The sequence below is a fragment of the Pseudomonas sp. QC2 genome (assembly GCF_002859085.1).
GTDB lineage: Bacteria > Pseudomonadota > Gammaproteobacteria > Pseudomonadales > Pseudomonadaceae > Aquipseudomonas > Aquipseudomonas petroselini.
Window position 1 is genome coordinate 108,248 of record NZ_PKKS01000028.1, and the last position, 25,276, is coordinate 133,523.

Sequence of the window (25,276 nt, forward strand, 5' to 3'; positions counted from 1 at the left end):
TGTCGGCTTAATTCGGCGGTTGGTGTGGGAAAAGTGGACAGGGCTTCAGTTGGTAATTCCGTTTCGAATATTGCGATTTTCGTTTGTTTCGTTTAGCGTTGGTCGCAACTGAATTAAGCGTCGCCGGAGTTGCATCATGATCACCAACCACCTTCCCAAAACGATCCTTCCGCTGGAAAAGGAAGTCGAAGCCGCCGTGCAAGGCCAGCGCGAACTGGCCTCGCTGCTGTCGACCAAGTTTGAAACCCAGCGCATCGACATTTTCGACAAAGAAGACAAACCCCACACGCTCGTACTCCCAACCTCAGCACTGCGCTTATTGGTCGATATCCTGGGCGAGTTGGCGATCGGCAATGCCGTCAAGGTCGTCCCGGTGCATGCCGAACTCACCTCGCAGGAGGCCGCCGACCTGCTTAACGTTTCACGACCGCACTTGGTTAAGATGCTGGAGGAAGGCGCCATTCCCTTTACAAAAACCGGTCGGCATCGGCGCATCCGGTTTTCGGATTTGATGGCGTTCAAGCAGCGGCGAGATGAGGAAAGCCAGGAAGCAATGGAAGCGCTGGCGCAACAGGCCCAGGAGTTGGGAATGGGGTATGACGGATGAGGTGTTCGCCTTTTACCGCGGTATATGATGCCTGCGTTCTCTACCCGGCGGCCCTCAGTGATTTGCTGATGTGGCTTGGCTTGTCAGGGTTGTATTGAGCCATATGGACTAGTCCTATTCTCGAAGGGTGGATGCGTAAGCTGTTAATTTAATTAGATTTTTTTTCGCTCTCGGTACTTTGTTTATTTTCTCAACATTCTTATTTTTTTGCTCGCTTGATGTTATTTTGATATCGTGCGCTGTAGGTTCGAGGCGAATCCACTCTATTGCTTTGCTCAAAGCAAAAATTAGTATTTTTAATGTTAAGGGATGAAGTGAATTAAATGGATTTTCCAGCGCCATCTATGAATGCTGCATCCGCTTTAGTTTTGATGTCATTAGCTTTTTTTTCCTTGTATATGGTCCTTAAAAAAGCTTCCGAGAAAATAAGTTTTTTTTGGTTGGGCGCTAAGGCTAGTTTGGTTGGATTTTACGTTGGTAAAAAAGATCTGTTGTTGAGCACTCTGTTAATAGTGTCAGTAGCTTTCAGTTTAATAGCGGCGGGAGGAGGGAAGCTGCTTGATCTAGATACCGCGAAGTCGGAAAAGATAATTAATGGAATGCCTACTGATTTTATGCGCGCTAGAATGCGGGAGTTCCTGGCGGATAGTAATTTCAATTCTTCATTTTGGTTTATTAGTTTGTTGCCTGGTGTTGCAGGTTTGTTGAATTATATGGCTTTTTCTTATTATCGTAGGAAGGTTAATTCGCTGGCTGGGGCATTGAAAAAAAAGACGTCCGAGATTGATTCTGTTCCGCGTGTGGATATAGATTATTTATTCGAGATTGAATTAAAGCAATGGTTGAGGGCTTTAGGTTTAGATGAGGTTGTTCGGGCAACGGTTTTTAGGGATGAAGGTGTAAAAGGTAAGTTTAGCTGTTTTGCAAGATATTGTTATGATGAGGATTATAAGGATAAGCGAGATTATCTTTATGATAGAGTTGGTTTGCTCGCTATTGCATGTAAACCAAAGGAAAATGGTGTTCACCTAAAGCTTCCTGATCCGAGAGAAAATGAGGACGCTTACATTAAATATCATGCGCAAAACTTGGGGTTGTCTTTAGCCAAGGCGCAAGGCCTTAGAATGAAGTCTCGCTGTTATATTGCGCTACCTATTCGAGATACAAAAGATACAAAAAATGTTGGCGTTTTAGTTTTGGAAGCTTTAAGTGAAAATGGTTTGGTTGCTGGCCTAAATCATAAGCTCGAAAAATATGGATATTTGACGAAACTGTCTTTCTTGATGGAGCTTGCTGAAGTTTTGAGGCCAAAGCTTTCGGCTATGAAAGGGAAGTCAATATGAACTCTAGAAGCAATCTTAAAGATTTAGTGGCTTATGTGCTGTTGCGTTACCCCTATCCTGATGATTTGTCAAATTCGCGTTTGACTAAGTTGATTTTTTTGATTGATTGGAAGTTCTGTTTGGTCGATGGGCGAAAAGCATCAGGAATTGAGTGGTATTTTGATCATTATGGGCCGTATGTTGAAGACGTCATTGAGTTGGCTAGATTCGATAGTGATTTTCAGGTTCTATCCGTTAGGGGGCGAAGCGGCTCGATTAAAAATATTATAGGTCTTTCAAAGGATTTTTGTGATGTAGTAAGGTTGGATGAGGTTTCTGAGAGTTGCGTTAAGTTTATAATTGATTTAACGGCAGATAAAAGTTACGATGAGTTTATTGAATTTGTGTATTCATTGTATCCTGTAGTTACGTGTCCTAGGTATTCGGATATTGATCTTGTGAAGAAGGCTCGCGAGTACAAGAAGTTAATATTGGACTCGGACTGAGTCCTGTCGGTGCGATGACTTATTCTTGAACCACTGAACCACTGAACCACTGAACCACTGAACCACTGAACCACTGAACCACTGAACCACTGAACCACTGATCTCGTTTTGTTTTGTGGGATAGAGCTGCAGACTGCTTTTTAAAACTCAAAATTTTTGAGTTTAAGCTTTGAATTTTTCCTGAGTTGTTAGAGCTGTGTGTATTCGCTCGAAACGTGGCGCCACAATCTCTAGCTTTGAGCCAGTTCGTAACCTGAGCTATCTTCACTCGTCGCTTCCAACCCTGCGACCGGACTTGAGAATCCGAGAAACAATAGGCGCATAGGCGCCACCATCCATTAGACTGTTGGCGCTTTTTTGTGCTCGTATGTCTGTGTCATGGCGGCTATGCGTGGGAGACCTTCGGGTCTGCCGGGTTCCTATTGTCCCGGTTTCTCAGCCCGCGCATAGCTGCCACCCATTCGCATGAGAAACGAACGTGGCGGCTCACTACACTAGGAGCTTAGCCAATGAGCATTTCTGAAAGGCCGTACCCTCACAACACCATCCTCAACACCTCCACGCATTCCGGAGGTGCCCAATGATCAACCCACCCCTCAACAAAACCCTCGGCATCATCACCTTCGCCACCTGTGGCAAGCAGCCCAACCGCCACCGTCTATTCCGCGTCAATTCCGGTGTACCCATTCGCGATGCCCTGGAGCATGCCTCCGAGCTGCTGCACTGTTCCAAGATGCTGGCGTTGGACGCAGCCATGGACACGGGTGCGGATCGTTTTGCCTGGGCGGCGCATTATTTGGGGGAGATGGCGAAGGCGGTGGTGGATGATTTGGCGAATGGGATGTTGCCGAATGGGGGGGGTGAGGAGGGGGAAGTGGTAGGTGTGTAAGGCTGTAGTTTGATGGTGTGGGGGAAGGCCCTATCGGGGGCAAGCCCCCTCCCACCTTTTGATCGGGGTACAGCCGTCTCAGCCTTGTAGGCAATAAGCAATTGCCTGCCGATCAGGTCAGCAGGTGCTTGGAGATCAATCGCGAGATTTCGACGATGGAAGTCTTGCCGGTGAATTCGAATTTCACTTTGCCCAGCGACGAAAAATAAATCTCCAGCTCCGAATCCAGATCAAACGTCCCGGACGTCTCCACCGAATACGCGACGATGTTTTTATACGGCAGCGACGTAAAGTCCTTTTTGCTGCCGGTAATCCCCTGCACGTTCACCGCAATAATCCGCTTGGTGGTAAACACCACGCCGTCGCGCATGGCCTTGTAGGCGTCGACCACTTCCTCGCCGTCGAGCAGCAGGGCCGATACGCGCTCGGCGTATTCGTTGTTTTGTTTGAGCTTGAAGAAGCCTTTGTTGTTGAAGTCGATCATGGGCCTGCCTTTGGGTGAGTGGTGCGGTGGGTGTATGACGTTTTGCTCGCGGATCTGTATCTAACGCGCGCATTTTGAACGCCCTACCATGGCGTCCAAGCCTACAACATTGGCCAAATGTTTCACGTCGACAGAATAACGATCAAGGAGCCAAACAATGCCTGAAGTGTCCAGCTGGCTTGCCTATGCGCTGATCTCGCTCGGCATGGTGCTCACGCCCGGGCCGAACATGATTTACCTCATCTCCCGTTCGATCTGCCAGGGCCGTACGGCCGGGCTGATTTCCCTGGGCGGCGTGGCGTTGGGTTTTTTGGTTTACATGCTGTGCGCGGCCTTGGGGATCACGGCCTTGGTCATGGCGGTGCCGTTTGCCTATGACGCGCTGCGTTTCGGCGGCGCGTTGTACCTGGCCTACATGGCTTGGCAGGCCATACGGCCAGGCGGGCGCTCGCCGTTCCAGGTGCGGGACTTGCCCAAGGACAGCCCGCGCAAGCTGTTCACCATGGGCCTGGTGACCAACCTGCTGAACCCCAAGGTGGCGGTGATGTATTTGTCGTTGCTGCCGCAGTTCATCGACCCGAACGGCCATGGCAGTGTGCTGATGCAATCCCTGGTGCTGGGTTTTACGCAGGTTTTTATCAGCGTGAGCGTCAACGCGGTCATTGCCACCATGGCGGGGTCGATCGCGGTGTTTTTCGTCACCCGGCCGGGTTGGCAGGTGGTGCAGCGCTGGTTGATGGGCTCGGTGTTGATGGGGCTGGCGGTGCGGATGGCGGTGGAAGGGCGGCGCTGAACCGCGCGTTACAGAATGGCTTTCAGGTAATCCTTGAGTGCGTTGAGCGGGGCATTGAGTTCATCCAGTGTCGACGCTTGGCGCACGCCCAGCGCCAAGCGCTGCAACTCGCGACCCATCACTGTATCGGCCCCGCCCAATGCCTCAAGCGCTTGATCAACACATTCCGCGACTTTGGATTGAATCACCGCCAAATCCCTCTGCCGCACCAGCAGCCCGAATACCTCTCGCTCATACCCATCCATCACCGGATCGTCCCGCAAAACCGGGCTGCCGCCGTCCGTCTCGTGCACCAGCTTCAGTGCAAAAAGCGCAACCGCTTCCAGCGTCAACTCCATGGTCTTGGTTCCTAGGGCTTGGGGGAGGGCGATGATCACTGTTCTACGCAGGAAAAAAAAGACCCCAATACCGCGAACGGCCAGGCTCACGCCCCTGTGAAGTCATTTGCCCAAGGAACGATATTAATTAGCCATGTTCCAACTCGCCGTGCCAAGTGCACCCGGCCACCAGACGGACAGGGTGCAAGGCTTAACCCATTACAAGGACGCAAGCTCTCATGCAGTCATCCCCCACCCAAGCACCTTCGGCCACTGGCGAGCTGATCGCGAGTTTCCGCCACGGCAAGGGCTTCCTGATGTTCAGTTTGATATTCGGGGTTGTGTTGCTAGCCCTCGCCGGTTTTGTGCTGTACCTGGGCACGATCCTGCCACCGGGCAACGATGGCCCGGTCAACCTCCAGACATCCCGTGGCATGGCCTTGAACTTTGCCAACCCGCATACCCTGATCTACGCCACCAGCGCCTTGCTGGCCGTACTCGCCGTGGGCGTGTTTGCAGCCTACGTCTGGCACAAAAAACTGCGCGCCCCACGTTACAACGTGTTTGAGTTCGGTATCGAACGCATCATCAACGAGCAACGCGAGTACACGGCGTTTGCCGATATCGAAGACTTGTACTTGTTCGGCTCCGGGCAAACCGTGATGACCGGCATGATCACCAACCTGGCCTATCGCCGTAACGCGTCAGAGCCGTTTCATCGTGTGATTGAGAGCCTCAAGGGCTTTTACGAATTCCAGCAACTTGCGCGTGAGCTGCACGTTCGCGCACGCATGCCGGCAGTGATCGCGACGCTGGAGATGGGCGGGGCGGTGAAGTTCAACTGCATCAGCTCGGGGCAGGTCTGGGGCAAGCGCATGAGTGGCAACTTCCTGAAAATCACCACCTCGCCAATCGTCGTCAGCCGCACATGCCTGGAGTACCAGGGCCGCAAAGTGCCAATGTCGTCGCTGCGCACCGTCGACCTCAACGCCTGGACGGAAAAAGTGGTGATCAAGGATGAAAGCGGCAAACCCGTGTTGTCGACCATCGCCACCGGCATTCTGAGCCACGACCTGTTCCTCAATACCCTCGATGCCGTGTTTGCGGCGCAACAACAAGCACGCGAGCTGGCTTGAGCCTGCTGCGTCACAACTGAGGATTAAACGATGATCTATCGCGGCGCAGGCTGGCTGACGTTGTTTACACCGGTGGCGATGGTGCTGCTATTGATGTGGCTGTGGCCCGACCCCAGCGTCAAACCCGGCAACACATCGCTGATGCAGGTGTTGCTCGGCTTCGGGGCGGGATCAGCGATCAACACCGTGCTGGGCTTTGTACTGAACCGACAACCGCACGCCGATGGCGTCCGCCACCACTTCTTTTTCATGCCGATGCAGTGGCCGGCACTGGTGATCACGGTGGCCTGCCTGCTGATTGCCTTGCTGAAATAACCCTGCCGGCCGCTCGCCCAGGGCGGCCGCGTCTCGACCCGTTCAAGGCTGACATGGGAAGACGCGTGAGTGTCTCGTAACAGTATGAGCGAGCAGGCGACGCCAGCCTCAGATCCACTGGTCATTCACAGCCGTACGCTCCCCACCTTCATGCCCGGTATTCAAAATGCCCCGTGGCTCGATCATCATCAGCTTGGCCTCGCCTTCTGCGGCTGTGCGGTGCGCTACGCCGCGAGGAACCACGTACAGCTCACCCGGTGCGACATAGACCGGGCCGTCTGGAAGGTCGATACGCAAGGTGCCGTCGAGTACCAGGAAGGCCTCATCGGTTTCGGGGTGGGAGTGCCAGATGAACTCGCCTTCGATGCGGACGACTTTGAATTGGTAGTCGTTCATCTGCGCGACGACGCGTGGGCTCCAGGGTTGGTCGATCAGGTCGGCTTTTTGGATGAGATTTATGGGTTTTGTCGGGGGCTGTGACTGAGACATGTCGGAGACTCTGCTGGTTAAGAGTCGTCAGGTTAGCGAACGAGGTATCAAGGGCGCTTGTACGATCCTGCAAGCAGCCTGAGCGTGTCGGCTGGCGTCACCTACACTTAACGCCCTGCTCAGTCACACACCGGTCATAAACCAGACGGAAGGCACTCACGAGTCCTAAAGTTGAGGCGCTAGGGGCGGATAAACTCTATGTTGATTACATCCGCAGCACTGTTCAAGGACCGAACCCATGCCCCAACGCTCATCCAGCCGCCTGCCCCCTTCCGTTTATCCTCGTTTCCGTTGGTTCGCCTTGGTCCCGGTCGTGCCGGCCGTTTTGTGGATACTCGTGCAATCAACCTCGCCAGCCAATCTGGTGGCTTGCACGGCACTGGTGATGATCGGCCTCGGTGCCTGTGCCTGGAGCGCGGTTTCACAGCGCAACGCACTGCAGCGAGCGATTGCGCAGGCGCAGGCGGACCAGTCAAGTGCGGATGTGCATAACGGCATAGCCTCTCGGGCACAGCTTGATGAGGTATTGCTGGGCGCCATGCCCATTTGGGCCAAGCAGGTGGAAAGCTCGCGCCATCAGACCGAAGAAGCGATTGTGAGCCTGGCGAACCGTTTCACCGGGATCGCCACACGCTTGCAGGAAACGGTACAAGCGTCGCAGCACGCGGCCGGCGAACTGGACGGACAGGCCGCCGACGGTGCGCTTGAGGTGTTGGCGCGCAGTGACAGCGAGTTGAGCCAGGTGATCAATTCGCTCAAGGCCACTCAAATCAGCCGTGACCAGACCCTGGCCCAAGTTCGCAGCCTGACCGCCTACACGGGCGAACTGCGCACCATGGCCGCTGATGTGGCGGCGATTGCCGCACAAACCAACCTGCTGGCCCTCAACGCGGCCATCGAAGCGGCGCGTGCCGGTGAGGCCGGTCGCGGCTTCGCGGTGGTAGCCGATGCGGTGCGCAGCCTGTCGAGTAAATCCAGTGAAACGGGCCAGCAGATGTCGGCCAAGGTCGACATCATCAATAACGCCATTACTCAATTGGTGCAGGCCGCGTCCAGCAGTGCCGACCAGGACAGCCATTCGGTGGCCGAGTCCGAAAACAGTATTCAGATGGTGCTCACACGCTTCCAGAACATCACTGGGCGTCTGGCCGAATCCGCCGACCTGCTCAAGCAGGAAAGCTATGGCATCCGGGATGAGATGACCGAGGTATTGGTCAACCTGCAATTCCAGGACCGGGTCAGCCAGATCCTCAGTCACGTGCGCGACAACATGCACGCCCTGCATGACCATCTCCTGCAGGCCAACCAGACCCCGGACCAACCGATGGCCATCGACGCCCGCCAATGGCTGGCGCGCATGGAAACCACCTATGCCACCGACGAGCAACGGCGCCTCCATCATGGAGAGGCGGCGGTGCAGCAGAACGCTCAAGACATCACTTTCTTTTAGGAGTACATCATGGCGAAGAGTGTATTAGTGGTTGACGACTCCATAAGTGTGCGGCAGGTCGTCGGCATAGCCTTGAAAAGCGCCGGTTACGACGTGATCGAGGCCAGTGACGGCAAGGACGCCCTGAACAAGCTGACCGGGCAAAAAGTGCACCTGATCATCAGCGACGTGAACATGCCCAACATGGATGGCATCACCTTCGTCAAGGAGGTCAAGAAGCTGGCCAACTACAAGTTCACACCGATCATCATGCTGACCACCGAGTCTCAGGAATCGAAGAAGGCCGAAGGCCAGGCCGCGGGCGCCAAGGCGTGGGTGGTCAAGCCGTTCCAGCCGGCGCAGATGCTGGCGGCGGTCTCCAAATTGATCCTGCCCTGACACCCGGCGCCAGGGAGGCCAACATGCCGATCACTCACGAAACCATCGACGACACCGCCCATGTGGGCATCGACGGCGAACTCACGATCTACACCGTCGCTGAACTGGCGGGCGCGTTGTTGTCGCAGATGGGCGCTGCGCCGCGCCTGGAACTGGACCTGTCCCAGGTGACGGAAATGGATGGCGCCGGCCTGCAGTTGCTGGCAGTCATCCAGCGTGAGGCCGGCATTGCCGGCACCGCCTTGAGTGTGACCGGCCATAGCCAGGCGGTCATGCAGGCGCTTCAACTGTGTCGCAGCGCCGCGCTTTAATCGGCACTGTCCCGTCCATTGATCGACAAGGAAAGTCCAGGTGAGCATCAATCTCGATCAGGCACTGCAGACCTTCATCGTCGAGGCGCGCGAGCTGCTGCATGCCATGGAGCAATCCCTGCTGCAGCTGGAAAGCGAGCCCGGCGACCAGGATGCCATCGGCGCGATTTTCCGCGCCGCGCACACCATCAAGGGTTCCGCCGGACTGTTCGGCCTCGCGTCGATCGTGGGGTTCACGCATATCGTCGAAGACGTTCTCGACCGCCTGCGCGACGGCAGTGTGGCGGTGGACGCCGCCTTGATCGCGCTGCTGCTCAAGTGCGGCGACCACATGCTTGAACTGATCGACGTGGTCGCCAGCCGCGGTGAGGTGCCAACCCCGGCCGCGCTGGAGCGCGGTGAGACCTTGCGCGAGGCGCTGAGCGCCTATCAGCCGCTGCACAGCGCCACTGCCGACGTCGTACCCGCTGCGGTGGACGACGACACCGGGGCCGAAGTGCTTTGGCATATTTCTCTGCGTTTCGGCGTGGACGTGTTCCGTAATGGCATGGACCCGCTGTCGTTCCTGCGCTACCTCGATACGCTGGGGCAAATGGTGCAGGTCACCACGCTGACCGACAGCATCCCCGCCCTGGAGAGCTGGGACCCGGAAAGCTGCTACCTGGGCTTCGAGATCGACCTGCGTTCGACGGCCAGCCATGCCACGCTCAACGAAGTGTTCGACTTCGTGCGCGACGACTGTGACGTGCACATCAGCGCGGTCGACGAAACGCCCGAAAGCAGCGTCGCCCTCGGCAGTGACCTGATCGCGCAAGCCGAGCCAGGTCCGGCGCCCGCCTCGCTCCAGCGCCTGCCGGCGAACAGCGAGGCCAAAACCCGCGACGGCAGTTATGTGCGGGTCAACGCCGACAAGCTCGACGAGTTGATCAACCTGGTCGGCGAACTGGTGATCGCCAGCGCCGGCGCAAGCCTGTTGGCGCGCTCCTGTAACAACGACCCGCTGCAGGAGGCTACCTCGACGGTATCGGGGCTGGTGGAAGAGATCCTTGATGGTGCCCTGCACCTGCGCATGATCCCTATTGGCGACACGTTCAACCGCTTCCGCCGCGTGGTGCGCGATGTCAGTCAGGAACTGGGCAAGGACATTGAGCTGATCATCAGCGGCGCGGAAACCGAGCTGGACAAGACCGTGGTTGAGAAGATCGGCGACCCGCTGATGCACCTGCTGCGCAACGCCATGGACCACGGTATCGAAAGCGCCGATGCGCGACGTTCGGCGGGCAAGTCGAGCAAGGGGCATCTGAGCCTCAATGCTTATCACGACTCCGGGAGCATCGTCATCGAAATCGCCGATGACGGCGCCGGTCTCAACCGCGACCGCATTCTGGAAAAAGCCGAGGAGCGCGGGCTGGTGGCCAGCGGCGCGGTGCTCACCGATCAGGAGGTCTACAACCTGATCTTCGAAGCGGGTTTCTCGACCGCCGAGGCCGTCACCAACCTGTCCGGGCGTGGCGTCGGCATGGACGTGGTCAAGCGCAATATCACACTGTTGCGCGGCACCGTGGACCTCGACAGCCGCCCCGGCCAGGGCACGATGGTACGCATTCGTTTGCCGCTGACCCTGGCGATCATCAATGGTTTCTTGGTCGGCATCGACCAATCCACCTACGTGATTCCGCTGGACATGGTCCAGGAATGCATCGAACTGGATGAACGCCAGCGCCAGTCCAGCCGCGATCAGGGCTATCTGGACCTGCGTGGCGAGGTGCTGCCACTGGTGGACCTGCGCGACCACTTCAGCCACGAAGGCCCTGCCGCGCGCCGTCAGAACGTGGTGGTGGTGCGCTATGCCGAGCACAAGGCCGGGCTGGTGGTCGATGACCTGCACGGCGAGTTCCAGACCGTGATCAAACCCCTGGGCAAGCTGTTCGGCGCACTGCGCGGTATCAGTGGCTCGACCATCCTGGGCAGCGGCGCGGTGGCCCTGATCCTGGATGTACCTGCACTGCTCAATCAAATCGTACAACTGGAAGCCCGCACGGCTCAGGCGCCTCAATCGCCAACGTTCGTCGCCCGCTGACGTCTTTGCAATTCCATGGAGGTTCCCCGATGAAATGGTTCTACGATCTTAAAATTTCCACCAAGCTGATCAGCTCGTTCCTGGTGGTCCTGGCGCTGACCGGGGCCATGGGCGCCTTCGCGATCCTTCAGCTCGGTGCCGTCAACCAGGCCGCCCAGGACATCAAGGGCAACTGGATGCCCTCCATGCGCGCAGCGGCAGGCATGCGTTTTTTTGCCGCCAACTATCGCTTGAAAGAAAACCGCCACATCAGTACCGAGATTGCCGAAGAAAAGGTCCAGGCCGAACGCGAAGCCATCGAGGCGCGCCAGCAGTTCGAAACCCGCATGCAGACCTACGAGCAATTGTTGTCGAACGATGAAGATCGTCAACTCATGCTCAGCGTGAAAAGCGCATGGGACGCCTACATTGCGAGCAGCAAGCAGGTACTGGAGTTTTCCCGTCAGAACGAGGAAGCCCAGGCGCGCAGTTTGCTCAGGGGAGAATCCAAAGGGCATTTCGATGAGGTGACCAGCCGCCTGCAGAAAATGGTCGAGCTCAATGACGCCGGTGCGACTGCCGCGGGTGACAAGGGCTCGGTGCTGTATGAAAGCTCACGCATGTCGATCATCGCGGTACTGGTCGCGTCCCTATTGATCGGTCTGGGCCTGGCGATATTCATCGCGCGGATCATTTCCCGCCCGTTGCGCCAAGCTGCCAGCGCCGCCGAGCAATTGGCCGAAGGCAACCTTAACGCGCACATCGAGCCAGGTGGCAAAGATGAAACCGGCCTGGTGCTCAACGCCATGCGTAACATGGTCGGCAAGCTCGCACATATCATCGGCGAAGTGCGTAACGCCGCCGATAACCTCGCCAGCGCCTCCGAACAGGTCAGCGCCACCGCGCAATCGATGAGCCAGGCCACCAGTGAGCAGGCCGCCAGTGTCGAGGAAACCAGTGCGTCGGTCGAGCAGATGAGCGCCAGCATCAACCAAAACACCGAAAACGCCAAGGTCACTGATGGCATGGCCAGCAAAGCGGCCAAGGAAGCCACCGAGGGCGGCGAATCGGTACAGCAGACGGTGGTGGCGATGAAGAAAATCGCCCAGCGCATCAGCATCATCGATGACATCGCCTACCAGACCAATCTGCTCGCGCTCAATGCCGCCATCGAGGCCGCTCGGGCCGGCGAGCACGGCAAGGGTTTCGCCGTGGTGGCCGCCGAAGTGCGCAAGCTGGCCGAACGTAGTCAGGTAGCCGCCCAGGAAATCGGCGAACTGTCCTCCAGCAGCGTGGAAATGGCCGAGAAAGCCGGCAAGTTGCTCGACGAAATGGTGCCTTCCATCAACAAGACGTCCGACCTTGTGCAGGAAATCAGCGCTGCATCCGAAGAACAGGCCGCCGGTGTCGCGCAGATCAACACGGCGATGACCCAGCTCAACCAAGTGACCCAGCAAAACGCCTCGAGCAGCGAGGAACTGGCGGCCACGGCCGAAGAAATGAGCAGCCAGGCCGAGCAACTGCAACAGGCCATGAGTTTCTTTGTGCTGGATTCAGCGTCCAAGGTCGCGGGTCAAAGCGCCGGCGCGGACAGCCCTGGCAGCACGCCCAACCGTCAGTCGCCACGCCCTAAACCAACGGCGCCGCGCAAGGCGTTCGCCTACACCATGGCCAGTGCCCCGGACGAATCGGATTTCACCCGCTTCTGATCGCACGATCGATGCGCGCCTACAAGGGAGAGTAGTGACATGGGTGCAGTAATGACGACTCGGCAGACTGCGGTGGCGGTCGATGAGGATGCGCAGTACCTGACCTTCATGCTGGGCGGCGAAATGTTCGCCATCGGCATCCTGGGGATCAAGGAAATTATCGAATACGGCAGCCTGACCGTGGTGCCGATGATGCCCGCTTTTGTGCGCGGGGTGATCAACCTGCGCGGCGCGGTGGTGCCGGTGGTGGACTTGTCGGCACGCTTTGGTCGGGCCAACTCAGCGATCACCCGGCGCTCCTGCGTGATCATCATCGAGGCGAGTACCGAGGACGGTCAGCCACAGGACATCGGGCTGCTGGTCGATACGGTGTCTGCGGTGCAGGAGATCCCGGCCACGCAGATCGAACCGCCACCCAGCTTCGGTGCGCGCATTCGCGCCGATTTCATCAGTGGCATGGCCAAGGTCGACGGCAAATTCGTGATAGTACTGGAAGTGGACAAGGTGCTGTCCATCGACGAGATGTCCAGCCTGGCCGAGGCCGGCCAGGCGCCAGCCCCTGACCTCGACCCGCGTTGAGGCTCGATCATGTCAGACACCGTCTCCATCGACGATCGCGAATTCGGTCAGTTCCAGGCCTGGCTGTACCGCGCGGCCGGCATCAACCTGTCGCCGGCCAAGAAAGCCTTGGTGGCCGGGCGCCTGTTCAAACGCCTCAAGCACTATGAGCTGCAGAGCTATGGTGAGTATTTCAAGCTGATCATGAATGACCAGCGCAAAGGCGAACTGCAGGTTGCACTGGATTTGCTGACCACCAACGAAACCTATTTTTTTCGCGAGCCCAAGCACTTCGACTTCCTGCGTCAGCACGTGCTGCCCAAGGCCGCGCCGGGCCGGATGTTTCGCGTGTGGAGCGCGGCCAGTTCCACGGGTGAAGAACCCTACAGCCTGGCGATGACCCTGGCCGAAAGCCTCGGCACCACGCCCTGGGAAGTGATCGGCTCGGACATCAGCTCCCAAGTGCTGGCCAAGGCGCGCACAGGGCATTACTCAATGGAACGCATCGAGACATTGCCCCAGCCGCTGCTGGTCAAGTATTGCCTCAAGGGCGTTGGTCGCCAGGAGGGCACCGTCCTGATCGACAAGGCCTTGCGCAGCCGCGTCAATTTTGTCCAGGTCAACCTTAACGAAGCGCTGCCGGTTCTGGGGGAATTCGAGGTGATCTTCCTGCGCAACGTGATGATTTATTTCGATCAGCAGACCAAGAGCCAGGTGGTCGCGCGTCTGTTGCCGCTGCTCAAACCCGGTGGTTACTTGATCATCAGCCACTCGGAAAGCCTCCACGGTGTCAATGACACCTTGAAGCTGGTGGCGCCGTCGATTTACCGCAAGCCATGAAAAAGCCTGTGGGTACGACCGAAGTGATATTGGCGCCTGGCCAAGTCAGCTTTGCGACGCGGCCGACGCGCCTGCGTACCTTGCTCGGCTCCTGCGTGGCGATCACCTTTTGGCATCCGCAACGGCTGATCGGCGGCATGTGTCACTTCATGCTGCCGGGGCGCCTGCGCAAGCATCAGCCCCTGGATGGCAGGTATGCCGACGAAGCCCTGGAACTGCTGCTGCGCCACGCGCAAGTCAATGGCACGCATGCACGGGATTACCAGGTCAAGTTGTTCGGCGGCGGCGAGATGTTTCCTGATCTGCACCGCCGCCTGCCGACGCAGGACGTGGCCAGCCTGAATATTCGCGCGGCACTGGCCCTGGCCGAGCGCTATCACCTGCACCTGACAGCCCAGGACATGGGCAGTACCGGTTACCGCACGATCATGTTCGACCTGTGGAACGGCAACGTCTGGGTTCGGCACCAACCAATGGGATTACTTCAAGAAGATGCCTACCAAAAAAATCAGTGTGCTGGTGGTCGATGATTCGGCCGTGGTGCGCCAGGTACTGCTGGCGATTCTCAGCGATACGCCGGATATCCACGTCATGGGTGCCGCGTCCGACCCAATTTTCGCCATGGACAAACTCGCTCGGGAATGGCCGGATGTGATCGTGCTGGACGTCGAAATGCCGCGCATGGACGGCATCACGTTTCTCAAGAAAATCATGAGCGAGCGGCCGACGCCGGTGGTGATCTGTTCCTCGCTGACCCAGAAAGGCGCGGAAACCTCCCTGCAGGCGCTGTCGGCGGGCGCAGTGGAAATCATCACCAAGCCCTCAACCGGTTTAAAGAGTTTCCTGATTGAGTCGGCGGCCGAGTTGGTGGCAGCGATCCGGGCCGCAGCGAACTCCAACGTCAAGAACCTGGGAAAGCGCAGCGTCAGCCCGCCATTGACCCCGGCCAGCAAGCTCAGCGCCGATGCGATCCTGCCAGCCGGCAATGGCCATGCCATGGCCCAGACCACCGAGCGTATCGTCGCCATCGGCACCTCCACCGGCGGCACCCAAGCGCTGGAAGCCGTGCTGACGGCACTGCCGCGCGTGTGCCCAGGTATGGTTATCGTGCAGCACATGCCCGAGAAGTTCACAGCTTCGTTCGCCGAGCGCCTCAACAGCGTCTGCGCGATCGAGGTGCGCGAAGCGCGCAACAACGACCGTATCCTGCCCGGCCTGGCCCTGATCGCACCGGGCGGCAAGCACCTGATGGTCACCCGCAGCGGCGCCTATTATCACGCTCAAGTTATCGATGGACCGCTGGTCAACCGGCACCGGCCTTCCGTGGATGTGCTATTTCGCTCGGTGGCCCGGTTCGCCGGCAGGAATGCCACCGGCATCATCATGACGGGCATGGGCGACGATGGCGCACGCGGGCTCAAAGAAATGCTTGAGGCCGGGGCCGCGACAGTCGCCCAGGATGAAGCCAGTTGCGTGGTGTTCGGCATGCCCAAGGAAGCCATCAAGCTCAACGCCGCTCAGCGCATCATGGCGCTGGAGGATATTTATCGGGCGATCCTGCATAAGTGAAGGTGGATGTTGGGCTGAGGTGACGATTTTCTTCCTCCGAACGCTCGTAACGCACCCGGGCGGTACATCGGACATTGCTCGCCACAGGCATTCGATGGTTGGCGCTTTTTGTGTGCGCATGTGTGTGGCCTGTCGCTGGGCGTGGGAGAGCTTTGGGTCTGCCGGGGTCGTATTGTCCCGGTTTTTTAGCCCGCGCAGAGCTGCTGTCCATTGCCATGAGAAAGGAGCGTGGCTGTTTTCGATATTTGCCGGATGAGGTGGTGGAGGAGGGGGGCGCGGCGGGTGTGTAGGCAGGTGGTTTGAGGGTATTGGGGCTGGCGCTGTCGCAGGCGGGGCAGATCCCACAATGGACTGTGTTTCAGGTGTGTGGTGGGTAGCCATTCCGCTGATAAGCCACTTTTATGCAGGCGAAAAAAAGACCTTGAATTTCAAGGTCTTTTTTTAAGATGGTGCCCGAGGGAGACCCGCGGGCTCTATATAATTCGTGCCTTGTAGGGGAATTATACAGTTAGGGATACAGGGTGGGATACATGCTGCTGGTTCCTAATTCAATCAAGCTTGTGGCACACCACGCTCACGCTGCCGCTCCCGTACTAAATAATCCATTCGATTGCTACCGAGCAACGTATCTAGCTCCGCTTCTGGGATGATTTCGGCGCGACTTACCTGTTCGATGAAATGTTCGAACCTGTTGGCGCCAATTAAATCTGCGTCCGTCTCCGTCGGCATGCGGATCACTCTCTCGATGTCATCCCTGGTCAAGTGAGAGAACAGGGGGGTTACCAAGCGAAGGAAGACATCGTTCGTGCTGTGATAACTTCTCGATTCAGAGATCAACCCAAATACTCGTTCTTTTGCTAGCTCGGCCATGCCGTATTCCTGAATTGCTACCGCAAGCAATTCAATCCCAAAGCCAAGAATCCGCCTTCTCACAATTTCGTCGATTTGGGGGTGGCGACCCAGTCCTACCATCGCTGGAAGAACATCTACATCCGGACCTACCCGTACGAACTCACTCAGCCGGAGTCGGGCTGCCTCATCTATGAGAGTAACTGCTTCGGGCACCGCTGCGATAAGGCGCGCTACCGCTGGCAGTCCATTGTCGTCGACACGGCGAACAAGTGTGCTCAACTTTTGAGCGATTCTCGATTCTGCCACCCCACGGTGAGTGTCAAGGAGCGACGATAAAGCAGTCCCAACCTGAATCTTTCCATACAGGGGGCTACCGGTCTCGGCGTATTTAAAAACTAATTCATCCACCAGGCCACGAACCAAGGCATCTGAGGGATTGGCCAACGGTGTTTGGCGCAGTGCGGTCGCCGCCTGATGTCGATCTTTCGGAAAGTACTCAGAAGCGATGGTTACGATGATTTCAGCAATAGCTGGCCGGCCCTGGATTGGAGGTTGTGACAGAACATGTTCGACAGCATTTCTGAGATGTAATCTCGCGAGCTCGGCCGAAGGGCGATGCGGCACACCGGCTCTTTGGAATGAGGGGTGTGCGCATTGGTGACGATCTTCACGCAAGCGTTCCAGGTCGGTAAATTGCTGATGATTAAAAAAGTTCAGCTCTTTTCGGCAGGTCGAGAGAATCGTACGCTCGAACTCGAGAGCATTTTTTACTCCCTGATCATTACCGTGATTAATTTGGGTTATGTAGGTTTCGTACTGGGTGTTTATACGAACGGCAATGGGGTCGTTGGCTAAAGCGAGCTCTCTAATTTTGTCCACCAGATCGAATACCACTGCGATCCAGGTGTGGACGATGGACGAGCGATAAGCCCCAGCTCGGTAACATTGAATCGATTCGGCTATGTAATCTCGAGAGCGCTCCGCTCTACACTTCAATGCTAAGGCGTCGATGTCGGCTAAAGAGTCAGTCATTGGTGCACCTTCTTCCAAGGAGGTTGATGGACGGTAATATCCATTTACGAGCACGGTGTGTTTTTAGCACAACACGCCGTGTTCGTATGCTCGGAAGGCGCCGGGGACCCTGAAGGTTTAGGTGACGTACGGGGCATGAAACCCGCGGGATCGAGGTAGTGGGAGGCGTTGAAAGTTACTGAAATTTCAGTAGTTGAAATTGAAAGGATTTTGAGAAAAAGGCCCATCGTTACAGCTTCGGTAACGGTGGCTGTATCTGTTGCTAATAGTAAACAACCGAGGGGCGTCAACCTTGGTGATGGGTGTCAACCACGTCAACCTGTCAACCGACGTATAAAAAACTGCCGCTAACACGATCTCGCGGGTTTCCTACCCCGTGCCAAACCCATACGTGCAGGGGCCCCGATGCTTCTTGAAACCAGAAGCTTTATCGATCAGCCCCTCGCTGGTGGACGATTCACAGACGGGGTTCGGGGTATCCCCTTAAAACTGTGTTACGCCTGTTACGTGCGTTACGCTACTCCATAACTATATGATTTTAGAAGGTTTATAGGGTGTTACACATCGGCTCGCAGTTCATCGATAGCCGTGTTACATGAAAAATAGGTGTTACATCAATAACTGTTTGCAAGGAGCCGGTTAAGATAATTGAGAAGACTGCCATCGGACCTGAGCTCTCGCTTGGATGGTCCGCTGATGCAGAAGCAGTGGATTAGTCTTGGCATCACTGAAAGGCGGACGTTTAGTTTTGTCTGTACAACCAGCAGGAATTTGGGTGTTGAATGCGACCCCACCTATGCTGGCTCTGCAGTTAAAATGCACCTGGTAGACCTTAGTGATTGAAGCGCCTTCTTTATCAGTGTTGAATGGCTAAAAATAGGCAGAGCACGAGCCTTGCTGCTTCACACCGACGCCAAGTTCGCCCTTGGTTTCTGGGAAGTCAAAGAACTCAATGCTGTTGGGAAAAGGACGAAACAACCCCAATGTCGAATATTGCAACAGAGGTCGATTCAGTCCGCGCTTCCCGCGCGGGTCACACCTTTCATGAGCGTTGGGCTGCGAGGAAAGCTCTCCAGTTGGTCTTTCCCGATGACTGTTTGTTTGCGATCGCCGTGGAAGGCATTTCTTCTACGGAGACCGCGAGCCCAGGAGCAAAAGCGGAAGAGGTAGCTGATCTCGTTTTATATTACGGTGGTGGAGATAACTTTAGAACATGCGATCGGCTAGAGACGGTTCAATTTAAATACAAATTGCGAGCGGAAGCTGTCACAGCAGTTTATCTTCGCAAAACAATCGAGAAATTCAGCGATACGATTTTAGGTTATGACAAAGAGTTTCCAACAACTAAAGTCGACAAAAAGCTATCTTTCATCTTCGTGACAAATTCAGACTTTACGGAGACCCTTTGGCAAGCAATTTGCTCCCTAGTTAACGGATCTAAGCCTAAGTCCGCAGGGGCATCCACCCAGGCTAAAAACCTCAGGCAATGGTGCGCCAATCGTGGCTTATCTGACGTAAGTCGTCTTTTTTCTAGAATAGTTTTTCGAGCGGGGGAAAAGAGTCTTGCGGGTCAAGAGAACTTACTCAAAAGAACACTCACTGACTGGTCACCAGGATCAGATATAGAAGCTCGTCTTAGGCTCTACGACCTGCAGGATTTAGTTTTAAAGAAAGCCGGGCCAACTGGTCAAGGTAAGAATTTGATTCGACGGGAAGATGTACTGGACGCGATGGATTGCGAACCAGAGGATCTTTTTCCGGCGGAATCTCGTTTTATCGACGTCGGAGCAGTTGTAGAGAGAGCAGAGCTTACTGTAACAAGCAATTTGATAAAGACTTCAAATTTACCTGTCTTTGCCCATGCAGAGGGCGGGGTGGGCAAAACTGTCTTTGTCCAAAGTCTTGCTGAAAGAATGGCTGCAGAGTTTGAGGTTGTTATTTTTGATTGCTTCGGCGGTGGGGCTTATCGATCAGAAAATCAAGCGCGACATTTACCTAAAATTGGACTAGTGCAAATCGTCAACGAGCTGGCTTCACGAGCACTATGTGATCCTATGCTTCCGGGTGGGGATGATAGTCGAAAAATAATTAAGGCAGCGTGCAGACGTTTTGCACAAGCAGCAGTGGCAATCCGAACCCAATCAAAAAAGCTTGGTTTGCTTATTATAATAGATGCTTCGGACAATGCTCAATTAGAGGCCGAATTTCGTCACGAGGAATCTTTTCCCAAACGTCTATTGTCGGCAATAGATGAAGATCCTATCGACGGTGTGAAAATTTTATACACAGCACGCACCCACCGTAAAAACTCCGTAATTGGACGAGCGCAAGTAAATGAAGTGGAGCTCGGCCCCTTTAATGATTTGGAGGCTAGAGAGTTTCTAGCCGCTCGTAAGCCAAATGCCACCAGCGTGGAAATATCTACCGCTCTAGCGCGGTCTGGGCGGAACGCACGGGTTCTCGACTATCTCGTACAAACGTGGGGTAAGAATGTTGTCGCTGATGTTACGGCAGAACCAATTTCCGTCCCCGAAATCATTGCTCAGCGCTGCGCTAAGATTGTTTCTGACCTCCATATAGCCGGTTGGTGTGTTACAGATATAACGGAATTTTTCGTCGCAATATCACTTCTCCCTCCACCAATTCCACTCGAAGAACTGGCGGATGCGCTCGGATGGTCTGTGACTCAAGTAAATACGGCTGCTTCTGATCTGGCTCCGATGCTAGAGATTTCATCGCACGGCGCAATCTTTAGGGATGAGCCAACGGAGACATTCGTAAGGGAGAGTTACTCAGAACAAACGAAAGCTCAAACAGTTATTGCAGATCGGCTCCTTTCTTCACAATCCACATCGAGCTACGCGGCTGAAGCACTGCCACACTTTCTAGTTGTTATAAATGACAGCGACAGAGCATTTGCCCTTGCTGAATCGAACAGCTTTCCAACAGCTGTGCAGTCTGAATTCGGACGCCGAAGACTTTCACTCGAGAGACTGCGTGCAGCTTTCAGACTGGCGGTCGCACAAGATGACCTGGATCGAGTGCTCGGCTTAAGCATGAGGCTTGGACAAGTTGAAACTGCCAACATGAGGGGTGATGGTTTTATTCTTAAGTCGCCAGCACTTGCGATAGTCCTTGGCGACTCCGACTCCTACCGCCGACTTTTTGCAAATCGCTCAGGCTGGCGTGGAGCGAGAAGTGCTCGATTAACGATTGCGCACCGATTTGCGGGTAACTCCGATGAGGCGCAGATACAATGTGAAAGCACAGTCCGCTGGATAAATTGGTATATGGAGCAGCGACGCGACGAAACAAATCGAGACCTAGAAGCACCAAATTTGGATGATTATGTAGCCGTATTATTTCAGCATAGCGTCGAAGGAGCATTTGCTAGAATTGATCGTAATTTGTCTAGTTGGTCCTCTCATTTATCGCTGGATGTAAGTGAAAGACTTCTGCAGTTGTTGGAATTATTCGATCAAGTAAATGGCACGAAAATATTTGCTTCTTTTTCTTCGTTTGCGGCTTCAGATGTTAGTAAGTCTCGAGAACTCAAATTGTCATTTTTATCCAGGCCTTACTTGTTAAGTAGGTCGCATTTAAAGGTGTTGATAAAAAAAGTTTCTGTCCTCGAAACTCCTAAAGTCGACAGGGTTGAGCGTTTTTCTAACAGAGACGAATCCAGTTATTTTGAAACTAATGCCGCCTTAATCGCATTGCTCTATAGCTCCCGAAAATTTGCAAAAGTTATCATAAGTAGCGCTTCTATGTCTCGCCCGTTAAGTTACGATTACGGTGAACGTTTTGGTCACTCCAACATCTGGCCCTCTATTTTCCGAGCATGTATTCGCGTGTGGTCCTCAGGAAAGCGGATGGCATTCCATGATCTGCTTCCGCAAAACGTCAAGATAACTAAGCATGCTAAGGCTGCGACCAATCGAACTGATTTGCGGGGATTTTTGAAGGGGCTTCGAGAACCAGTAGCCAACGTTGTTAGTGACAGGCGTGATCGCAAGAATAAAGCAAAATTTAGTGATCGTGAGTGTGAGGATATTAGCCAAGGTATATTCCTTGCGCATGAGTTGATTGCTCCGATCGAAAACGCGATCTTCGAGCACAAAAGCCTATCAGGTAATGCCTTCTCCGATTTTCTGAGTGTATGGAGTAAAAATACTAGGTCAGGCATTAACTTTCGATCTGAAACAGCCGCCGACGCACTTGTCCGCGCGGTTGGATTTGGCTGCGTAAGTATATTGTTGCAACATTCCTCCGCGCCATCGGTTGAAGACGTTAAGACACTGCTCGGCCTAGTCTCCACAACAGGATTTACGATTCAGCAGAAAATGAGTTTGCTGCGTCAGATCACTCAATGGGCAACCCTCCATAACCTTGCAGGTGCTTTTGCTCAGCACATTGCAGCACAATTACGCCAGGATGATGATATAGGGCGGCGTGGAGAAACATATGTCGATCTCGCTGCTTCAATATTGTCGATGAGCATTGACGAAGCGCGTGGTTATTATCGCCAGGGTCTGTCTGAATTAGATCAAATAGGAGGGGAGAGTTATGAGCAAATATACTCACTACTTAACTTTGCGAGTGAGCAGCAAGGTGGGCTTTTAAAGCCCGAACTAGGCCAGCGGCTTATGAACTTGTGCCAGAATATTATAAACAATGAACCTAAAAAATTCGGTTGGAAATTGTTTGCACGAGCTGCTGCAAAGACTATTGGGTTTCCTGCTCTAGCGAAGTTAGTACGTTGGCACGACCAAGATGTTGCCGATTTTTCCTATGGATTACCACAACTCGCTTGTTATTTTGCAATGCACGGGCATCTAGATCCGCGAAGAGCCGCTTTTATTCTCGCTATTTGTGAGGATCATGGCTGGTGGGATTGGCGGGCTGGTGAAGGTATCGCTGACCTTCTAGAAAAAGCTGAAAAATCAGATCATAGGAAAATTTTCCACACGATTATCTGTAAGTTGCGTGAGGATAATCCTTTTGGTGGGTGGGCTTCGCTTTGGGAGAGTTTGCTTGAGGCTGGTAAGAAATACCCAAATGCAATCACAAGCGAAGAGTTCAACGAGATTGACCAACTCTGGAAGGACGCAAAGCTAAAGCAGGATGAATTCAATAGCCGCAATAGCTCTTCACCAAACGTTGTACACGCTCAAATTGACACTCCTAGTGAAAATTATATTGAGAATTTCATCACAGATCTCATTGCAGAATGCGATTCTTCCTCCTCTACTGCAATTGACAAAGCTCTAAAGGCTATTTCGGCTGACGGAGAACTTTCCTATGATGTTCGTCAGCGCTTTATAGTTAAATTGCGTCTAGCATGCCCTTATTCTAAGCGTTTGGGTTTTTTGTTTGCAGTTTGTGATGCTGCTGAGCTTCGATTTGATCAGTCGATAGAGATATTAAACGAGAGTTTGTCATTTTGGAGTGGTTCGTCCTCGCATCTTGCCTTGGAAGCCAAGGGACTTGTCGAAAGACTTTTCACGGCCAGGAGTACTGAGCTTTTTGAAGATCAATTTCCTAATATTTCCCGCGATATACACAAGCTCACCAGCCTGTGCGGAGACAAACGATTTGTAATCCAGCTCGTTCTTCGTAAGATTACAGCAGATGGAGTTGATCTCGATGGGGACCATTGGTTGCAGCTGGCCACCTCACTATGCGAGGTTACTACCGGAAAATCCGCTTTAGATGCGCTGGAACATTTATTGTCTGGTCCTACAGCTCGCATGGCTGACGAAATTGGAGAGGGCGCATTTTGCCCTGAGGAGGCAACTTTTGGTACCGAGGAAGAGGTTGTTTCTGGTCTCATTTGGCACCTCTTAGGTAACGACGATGGCTACATTCGCTGGAAAGTTGCGCGACATTTAAACTCCCTTCATGAGCTTGGGCTGACTCATGATCTCAGTCTAGTGCTTGATCGCTTCGATCAAAGATCAGTAGCGGCAATGACAACGGCTGAGAAAAATCTATCGTTCCAAAATTCTCAGCAGTGGCTGCTAATGGGATTGGCGCGTACAACCTCGCGCCATGGGCAATCATTACAGTTGTTAAGGCCAAAGCTGGCAGCTTTAGCAAAGCGATCTGATATGCACGTTATACATAAGCTTCATATTGCCAGATGCTTAACTCATATAATTGGTCCAAATAAGCAAGACTCATTTGTAGGTGAGTTGTTTAATGAAATAAATGATCCTAAGCACGGTATCGTTGTTTCCGATAGCTATCCCGTCGCAGCAAAGCCAGCATCAGACTTTAGTTTTGATTATGAATTTAAAAAGCATGAGATCAGATCACTTGCAGAACTGTTCGGTGTGGCGGAGGCAGTTGTTGAGGATGCTCTTTCTTCCGAAATAAAACGTCTGTGGCCGGAAGCTACTTCTATGGATCATTTTCTCGGCCCTGAGCGATACGATTTGGCCCAAAATGATAGATTCCAGTTCTTTAGAGAACATATTCAAAAGCACGCGCTCTTAACTGTCGCCACTAATTTTTCTAATTTTTTGCCGGTGGTGGTCCGTAGTTATGAGGTTGAAGAAGAGTCTCCTTGGCTAAGGTGGCGCAGATCCTACGATGTAACATTCGACGATGGCTCGTGGTTGTCTGATCATAAGGATCCACTCCCGCAGCAAGCCAAAGAAGATTTATTAGGTAATCAAATCAGTCGACAAGACGCGTTATTAGATCAAGAGACGTTGTTGCAGAAATTAGGTCTCGTATCTGGTTCTAGCGCAGATATGTTTCCAGTGTACGGTCGTTGGTCATCTCCTGATGGAGTATCTGTAACGATCTCAACTGCGCTAGTCGAGCAAAAGGGTGCATCGCCCAAATGCGTTGCTTTCTCGAAAAGAGCCAGTCATGACATTTGGCTGCCACAGTTTTGGGATGACGGATACTATGACGGTCGATCTCGGCGTAAGAATCCATTCGATCCATTTGTGTGGGCACCCGACATGCAAAATCTCGGTATTGACGAGGGCGAGGAAATCGCTGCTACGGGCCCGGGAGGACGGCCACGTCTTGGGATAGAGCTTACGAGATATTTAGGGTTGATGAATGAGCCACTAAGTGGAGAATGGCGCGTAGGGGATGGAAGCATCGCGTTGAGAAGCCAAGTTTGGGGCCGCTGGGCGCCTGATCCTGATCATCGACAAGCGCATCACCATGAAGATGGTGAGATTTTATGGGCTTCAAATGATTGGCTTGATGGAGCTTTGGCCCGCCTAAACAGACAACTTGTTTTTGTCGTGACACTTCATAAATATAAGTCTTCACAAAGTTATAACCCCTCTAACGGTGTCAGGTCTGTTCTTGTTGGCCTCAGGCTTAATGACCGGTCGCTGAGACTGTGGCCAGCAAAAAAAGCTTCTAAGGTAGATTATTAGTCATTTGCAAAATCTGTGCGATCTTTGCCGGAAGCCATATAGTGAAAGATCAACTGTTGGTGGTCTTTCATCAGGTTCATCGGGCTTCTTATTTTTTTAGTGACTATCTTAAGTCTCTTATTGCTTGAGTTGTTTGACCGTATGTTTATTGGAGTCGCGGGCTGTAGACATAAATGACGCGGCTCACTGATGCGAAGCACCGCTTTCGGAGGAAAGTGCTCATAAGTCTAGGCCGCTGTAGACCGCGAACCGAA

At 54.0% G+C, this 25,276-nt stretch carries 21 protein-coding genes and 1 pseudogene; 18 read left to right on the forward strand and 4 right to left on the reverse strand.

The features are described 5' to 3' along the window. The first annotated feature begins 136 nt into the window (after positions 1 to 136). From QCBJ_RS29760 to QCBJ_RS29780, 5 genes and pseudogenes are all read left to right on the forward strand, one after another. Positions 137 to 607, forward strand: a complete 471-nt coding sequence (locus QCBJ_RS29760; protein ID WP_015885783.1) for a helix-turn-helix domain-containing protein — start codon at positions 137 to 139, stop codon at positions 605 to 607. Then, positions 604 to 702: pseudogene (locus tag QCBJ_RS30550) on the forward strand (PIN domain-containing protein); the annotation flags it as partial. The gene QCBJ_RS29760 and the pseudogene QCBJ_RS30550, both read left to right, overlap by 4 nt. A 228-nt stretch (positions 703 to 930) precedes the next feature. Then, positions 931 to 1,950, forward strand: coding sequence for a hypothetical protein (locus QCBJ_RS29770; protein WP_145994256.1), 1,020 nt, complete (start codon positions 931 to 933; stop codon positions 1,948 to 1,950). Further along, positions 1,947 to 2,435 carry a type II toxin-antitoxin system antitoxin SocA domain-containing protein gene (locus QCBJ_RS29775; RefSeq protein WP_102062175.1) on the forward strand — a complete coding sequence of 163 codons (489 nt, stop codon included), beginning with the start codon at positions 1,947 to 1,949 and terminating at the stop codon, positions 2,433 to 2,435. Before QCBJ_RS29770 ends, QCBJ_RS29775 begins: the two co-directional genes overlap by 4 nt. A gap of 580 nt (positions 2,436 to 3,015) precedes the next feature. Then, positions 3,016 to 3,324 carry a DUF3077 domain-containing protein gene (locus QCBJ_RS29780; RefSeq protein ID WP_102062176.1) on the forward strand — a complete coding sequence of 103 codons (309 nt, stop codon included), beginning with the start codon at positions 3,016 to 3,018 and terminating at the stop codon, positions 3,322 to 3,324. Positions 3,325 to 3,436: 112 nt separating this feature from the next. On the opposite strand, the gene QCBJ_RS29785 is transcribed toward QCBJ_RS29780, so the two are convergent. Beyond that, entirely contained in the window at positions 3,437 to 3,808 is a 372-nt protein-coding gene (locus QCBJ_RS29785; RefSeq protein ID WP_015885780.1) for a PH domain-containing protein, read from the reverse strand. 157 nt (positions 3,809 to 3,965) lie between these two features. Between QCBJ_RS29785 and QCBJ_RS29790 the strand changes: the two genes are divergently transcribed. Beyond that, positions 3,966 to 4,601 (forward strand): LysE family translocator, encoded by a 636-nt coding sequence (locus tag QCBJ_RS29790; RefSeq protein WP_102062177.1) that lies wholly within the window; start codon positions 3,966 to 3,968, stop codon positions 4,599 to 4,601. 8 nt (positions 4,602 to 4,609) lie between these two features. On the opposite strand, the gene QCBJ_RS29795 is transcribed toward QCBJ_RS29790, so the two are convergent. Next, complete coding sequence (locus QCBJ_RS29795; protein WP_064052067.1) at positions 4,610 to 4,939, reverse strand: hypothetical protein; 330 nt, start codon at positions 4,937 to 4,939, stop codon at positions 4,610 to 4,612. A 218-nt stretch (positions 4,940 to 5,157) separates the two neighbouring features. On the opposite strand from QCBJ_RS29795, the gene QCBJ_RS29800 reads away from it, so the two are divergent. Continuing rightward, positions 5,158 to 6,054 (forward strand): hypothetical protein, encoded by an 897-nt coding sequence (locus tag QCBJ_RS29800; protein WP_102062178.1) that lies wholly within the window; start codon positions 5,158 to 5,160, stop codon positions 6,052 to 6,054. Positions 6,055 to 6,084: 30 nt separating this feature from the next. After that, on the forward strand, positions 6,085 to 6,369 hold the full coding sequence (locus QCBJ_RS29805; protein WP_015885776.1) for a hypothetical protein: 285 nt from the start codon (positions 6,085 to 6,087) through the stop codon (positions 6,367 to 6,369). 108 nt (positions 6,370 to 6,477) lie between these two features. Here the strand turns inward: QCBJ_RS29805 and QCBJ_RS29810 are convergent, their stop codons facing one another. Beyond that, positions 6,478 to 6,858: a cupin domain-containing protein gene (locus QCBJ_RS29810; protein WP_015885775.1), complete on the reverse strand. Its 381-nt coding sequence runs from the start codon at positions 6,856 to 6,858 to the stop codon at positions 6,478 to 6,480. 538 nt (positions 6,859 to 7,396) lie between these two features. Here QCBJ_RS29810 and QCBJ_RS29815 point away from each other — a divergent pair. The 9 genes from QCBJ_RS29815 to QCBJ_RS29855 are packed head-to-tail and all read left to right on the forward strand — an operon-like array spanning position 7,397 to position 15,732. After that, complete coding sequence (locus tag QCBJ_RS29815) at positions 7,397 to 8,308, forward strand: methyl-accepting chemotaxis protein (RefSeq protein WP_370636472.1); 912 nt, start codon at positions 7,397 to 7,399, stop codon at positions 8,306 to 8,308. Between the two features lie 9 nt (positions 8,309 to 8,317). Beyond that, the gene (locus tag QCBJ_RS29820; RefSeq protein ID WP_015885773.1) at positions 8,318 to 8,686 is read left to right on the forward strand and encodes a response regulator; all 369 of its coding nucleotides are present in this window, start codon (positions 8,318 to 8,320) and stop codon (positions 8,684 to 8,686) included. Positions 8,687 to 8,709: 23 nt separating this feature from the next. Continuing rightward, complete coding sequence (locus QCBJ_RS29825; RefSeq protein ID WP_046035222.1) at positions 8,710 to 8,997, forward strand: lipid asymmetry maintenance protein MlaB; 288 nt, start codon at positions 8,710 to 8,712, stop codon at positions 8,995 to 8,997. A 40-nt stretch (positions 8,998 to 9,037) separates the two neighbouring features. Further along, on the forward strand, positions 9,038 to 11,077 hold the full coding sequence (locus QCBJ_RS29830) for a chemotaxis protein CheA (protein WP_102062179.1): 2,040 nt from the start codon (positions 9,038 to 9,040) through the stop codon (positions 11,075 to 11,077). 29 nt (positions 11,078 to 11,106) lie between these two features. After that, positions 11,107 to 12,765, forward strand: a complete 1,659-nt coding sequence (locus tag QCBJ_RS29835) for a methyl-accepting chemotaxis protein (protein WP_102062180.1) — start codon at positions 11,107 to 11,109, stop codon at positions 12,763 to 12,765. A gap of 39 nt (positions 12,766 to 12,804) precedes the next feature. Beyond that, a complete protein-coding gene (locus tag QCBJ_RS29840) occupies positions 12,805 to 13,344 on the forward strand; it encodes a chemotaxis protein CheW (RefSeq protein ID WP_015885769.1) in 540 nt (179 codons plus the stop codon). 9 nt (positions 13,345 to 13,353) lie between these two features. Continuing rightward, positions 13,354 to 14,163 carry a protein-glutamate O-methyltransferase CheR gene (locus QCBJ_RS29845; protein WP_064052072.1) on the forward strand — a complete coding sequence of 270 codons (810 nt, stop codon included), beginning with the start codon at positions 13,354 to 13,356 and terminating at the stop codon, positions 14,161 to 14,163. Further along, positions 14,160 to 14,693 carry a chemoreceptor glutamine deamidase CheD gene (gene cheD, locus QCBJ_RS29850; protein ID WP_015885767.1) on the forward strand — a complete coding sequence of 178 codons (534 nt, stop codon included), beginning with the start codon at positions 14,160 to 14,162 and terminating at the stop codon, positions 14,691 to 14,693. Before QCBJ_RS29845 ends, cheD begins: the two co-directional genes overlap by 4 nt. Next, positions 14,656 to 15,732 (forward strand): chemotaxis response regulator protein-glutamate methylesterase, encoded by a 1,077-nt coding sequence (locus QCBJ_RS29855; protein WP_015885766.1) that lies wholly within the window; start codon positions 14,656 to 14,658, stop codon positions 15,730 to 15,732. Before cheD ends, QCBJ_RS29855 begins: the two co-directional genes overlap by 38 nt. 552 nt (positions 15,733 to 16,284) lie before the next feature. Here QCBJ_RS29855 and QCBJ_RS29860 read toward each other — a convergent pair. Continuing rightward, entirely contained in the window at positions 16,285 to 17,616 is a 1,332-nt protein-coding gene (locus QCBJ_RS29860) for a hypothetical protein (protein WP_102062181.1), read from the reverse strand. Between the two features lie 983 nt (positions 17,617 to 18,599). Between QCBJ_RS29860 and QCBJ_RS29865 the strand changes: the two genes are divergently transcribed. Continuing rightward, a complete protein-coding gene (locus QCBJ_RS29865; RefSeq protein ID WP_102062182.1) occupies positions 18,600 to 25,022 on the forward strand; it encodes a hypothetical protein in 6,423 nt (2,140 codons plus the stop codon). Positions 25,023 to 25,276: the final 254 nt, after the last annotated feature.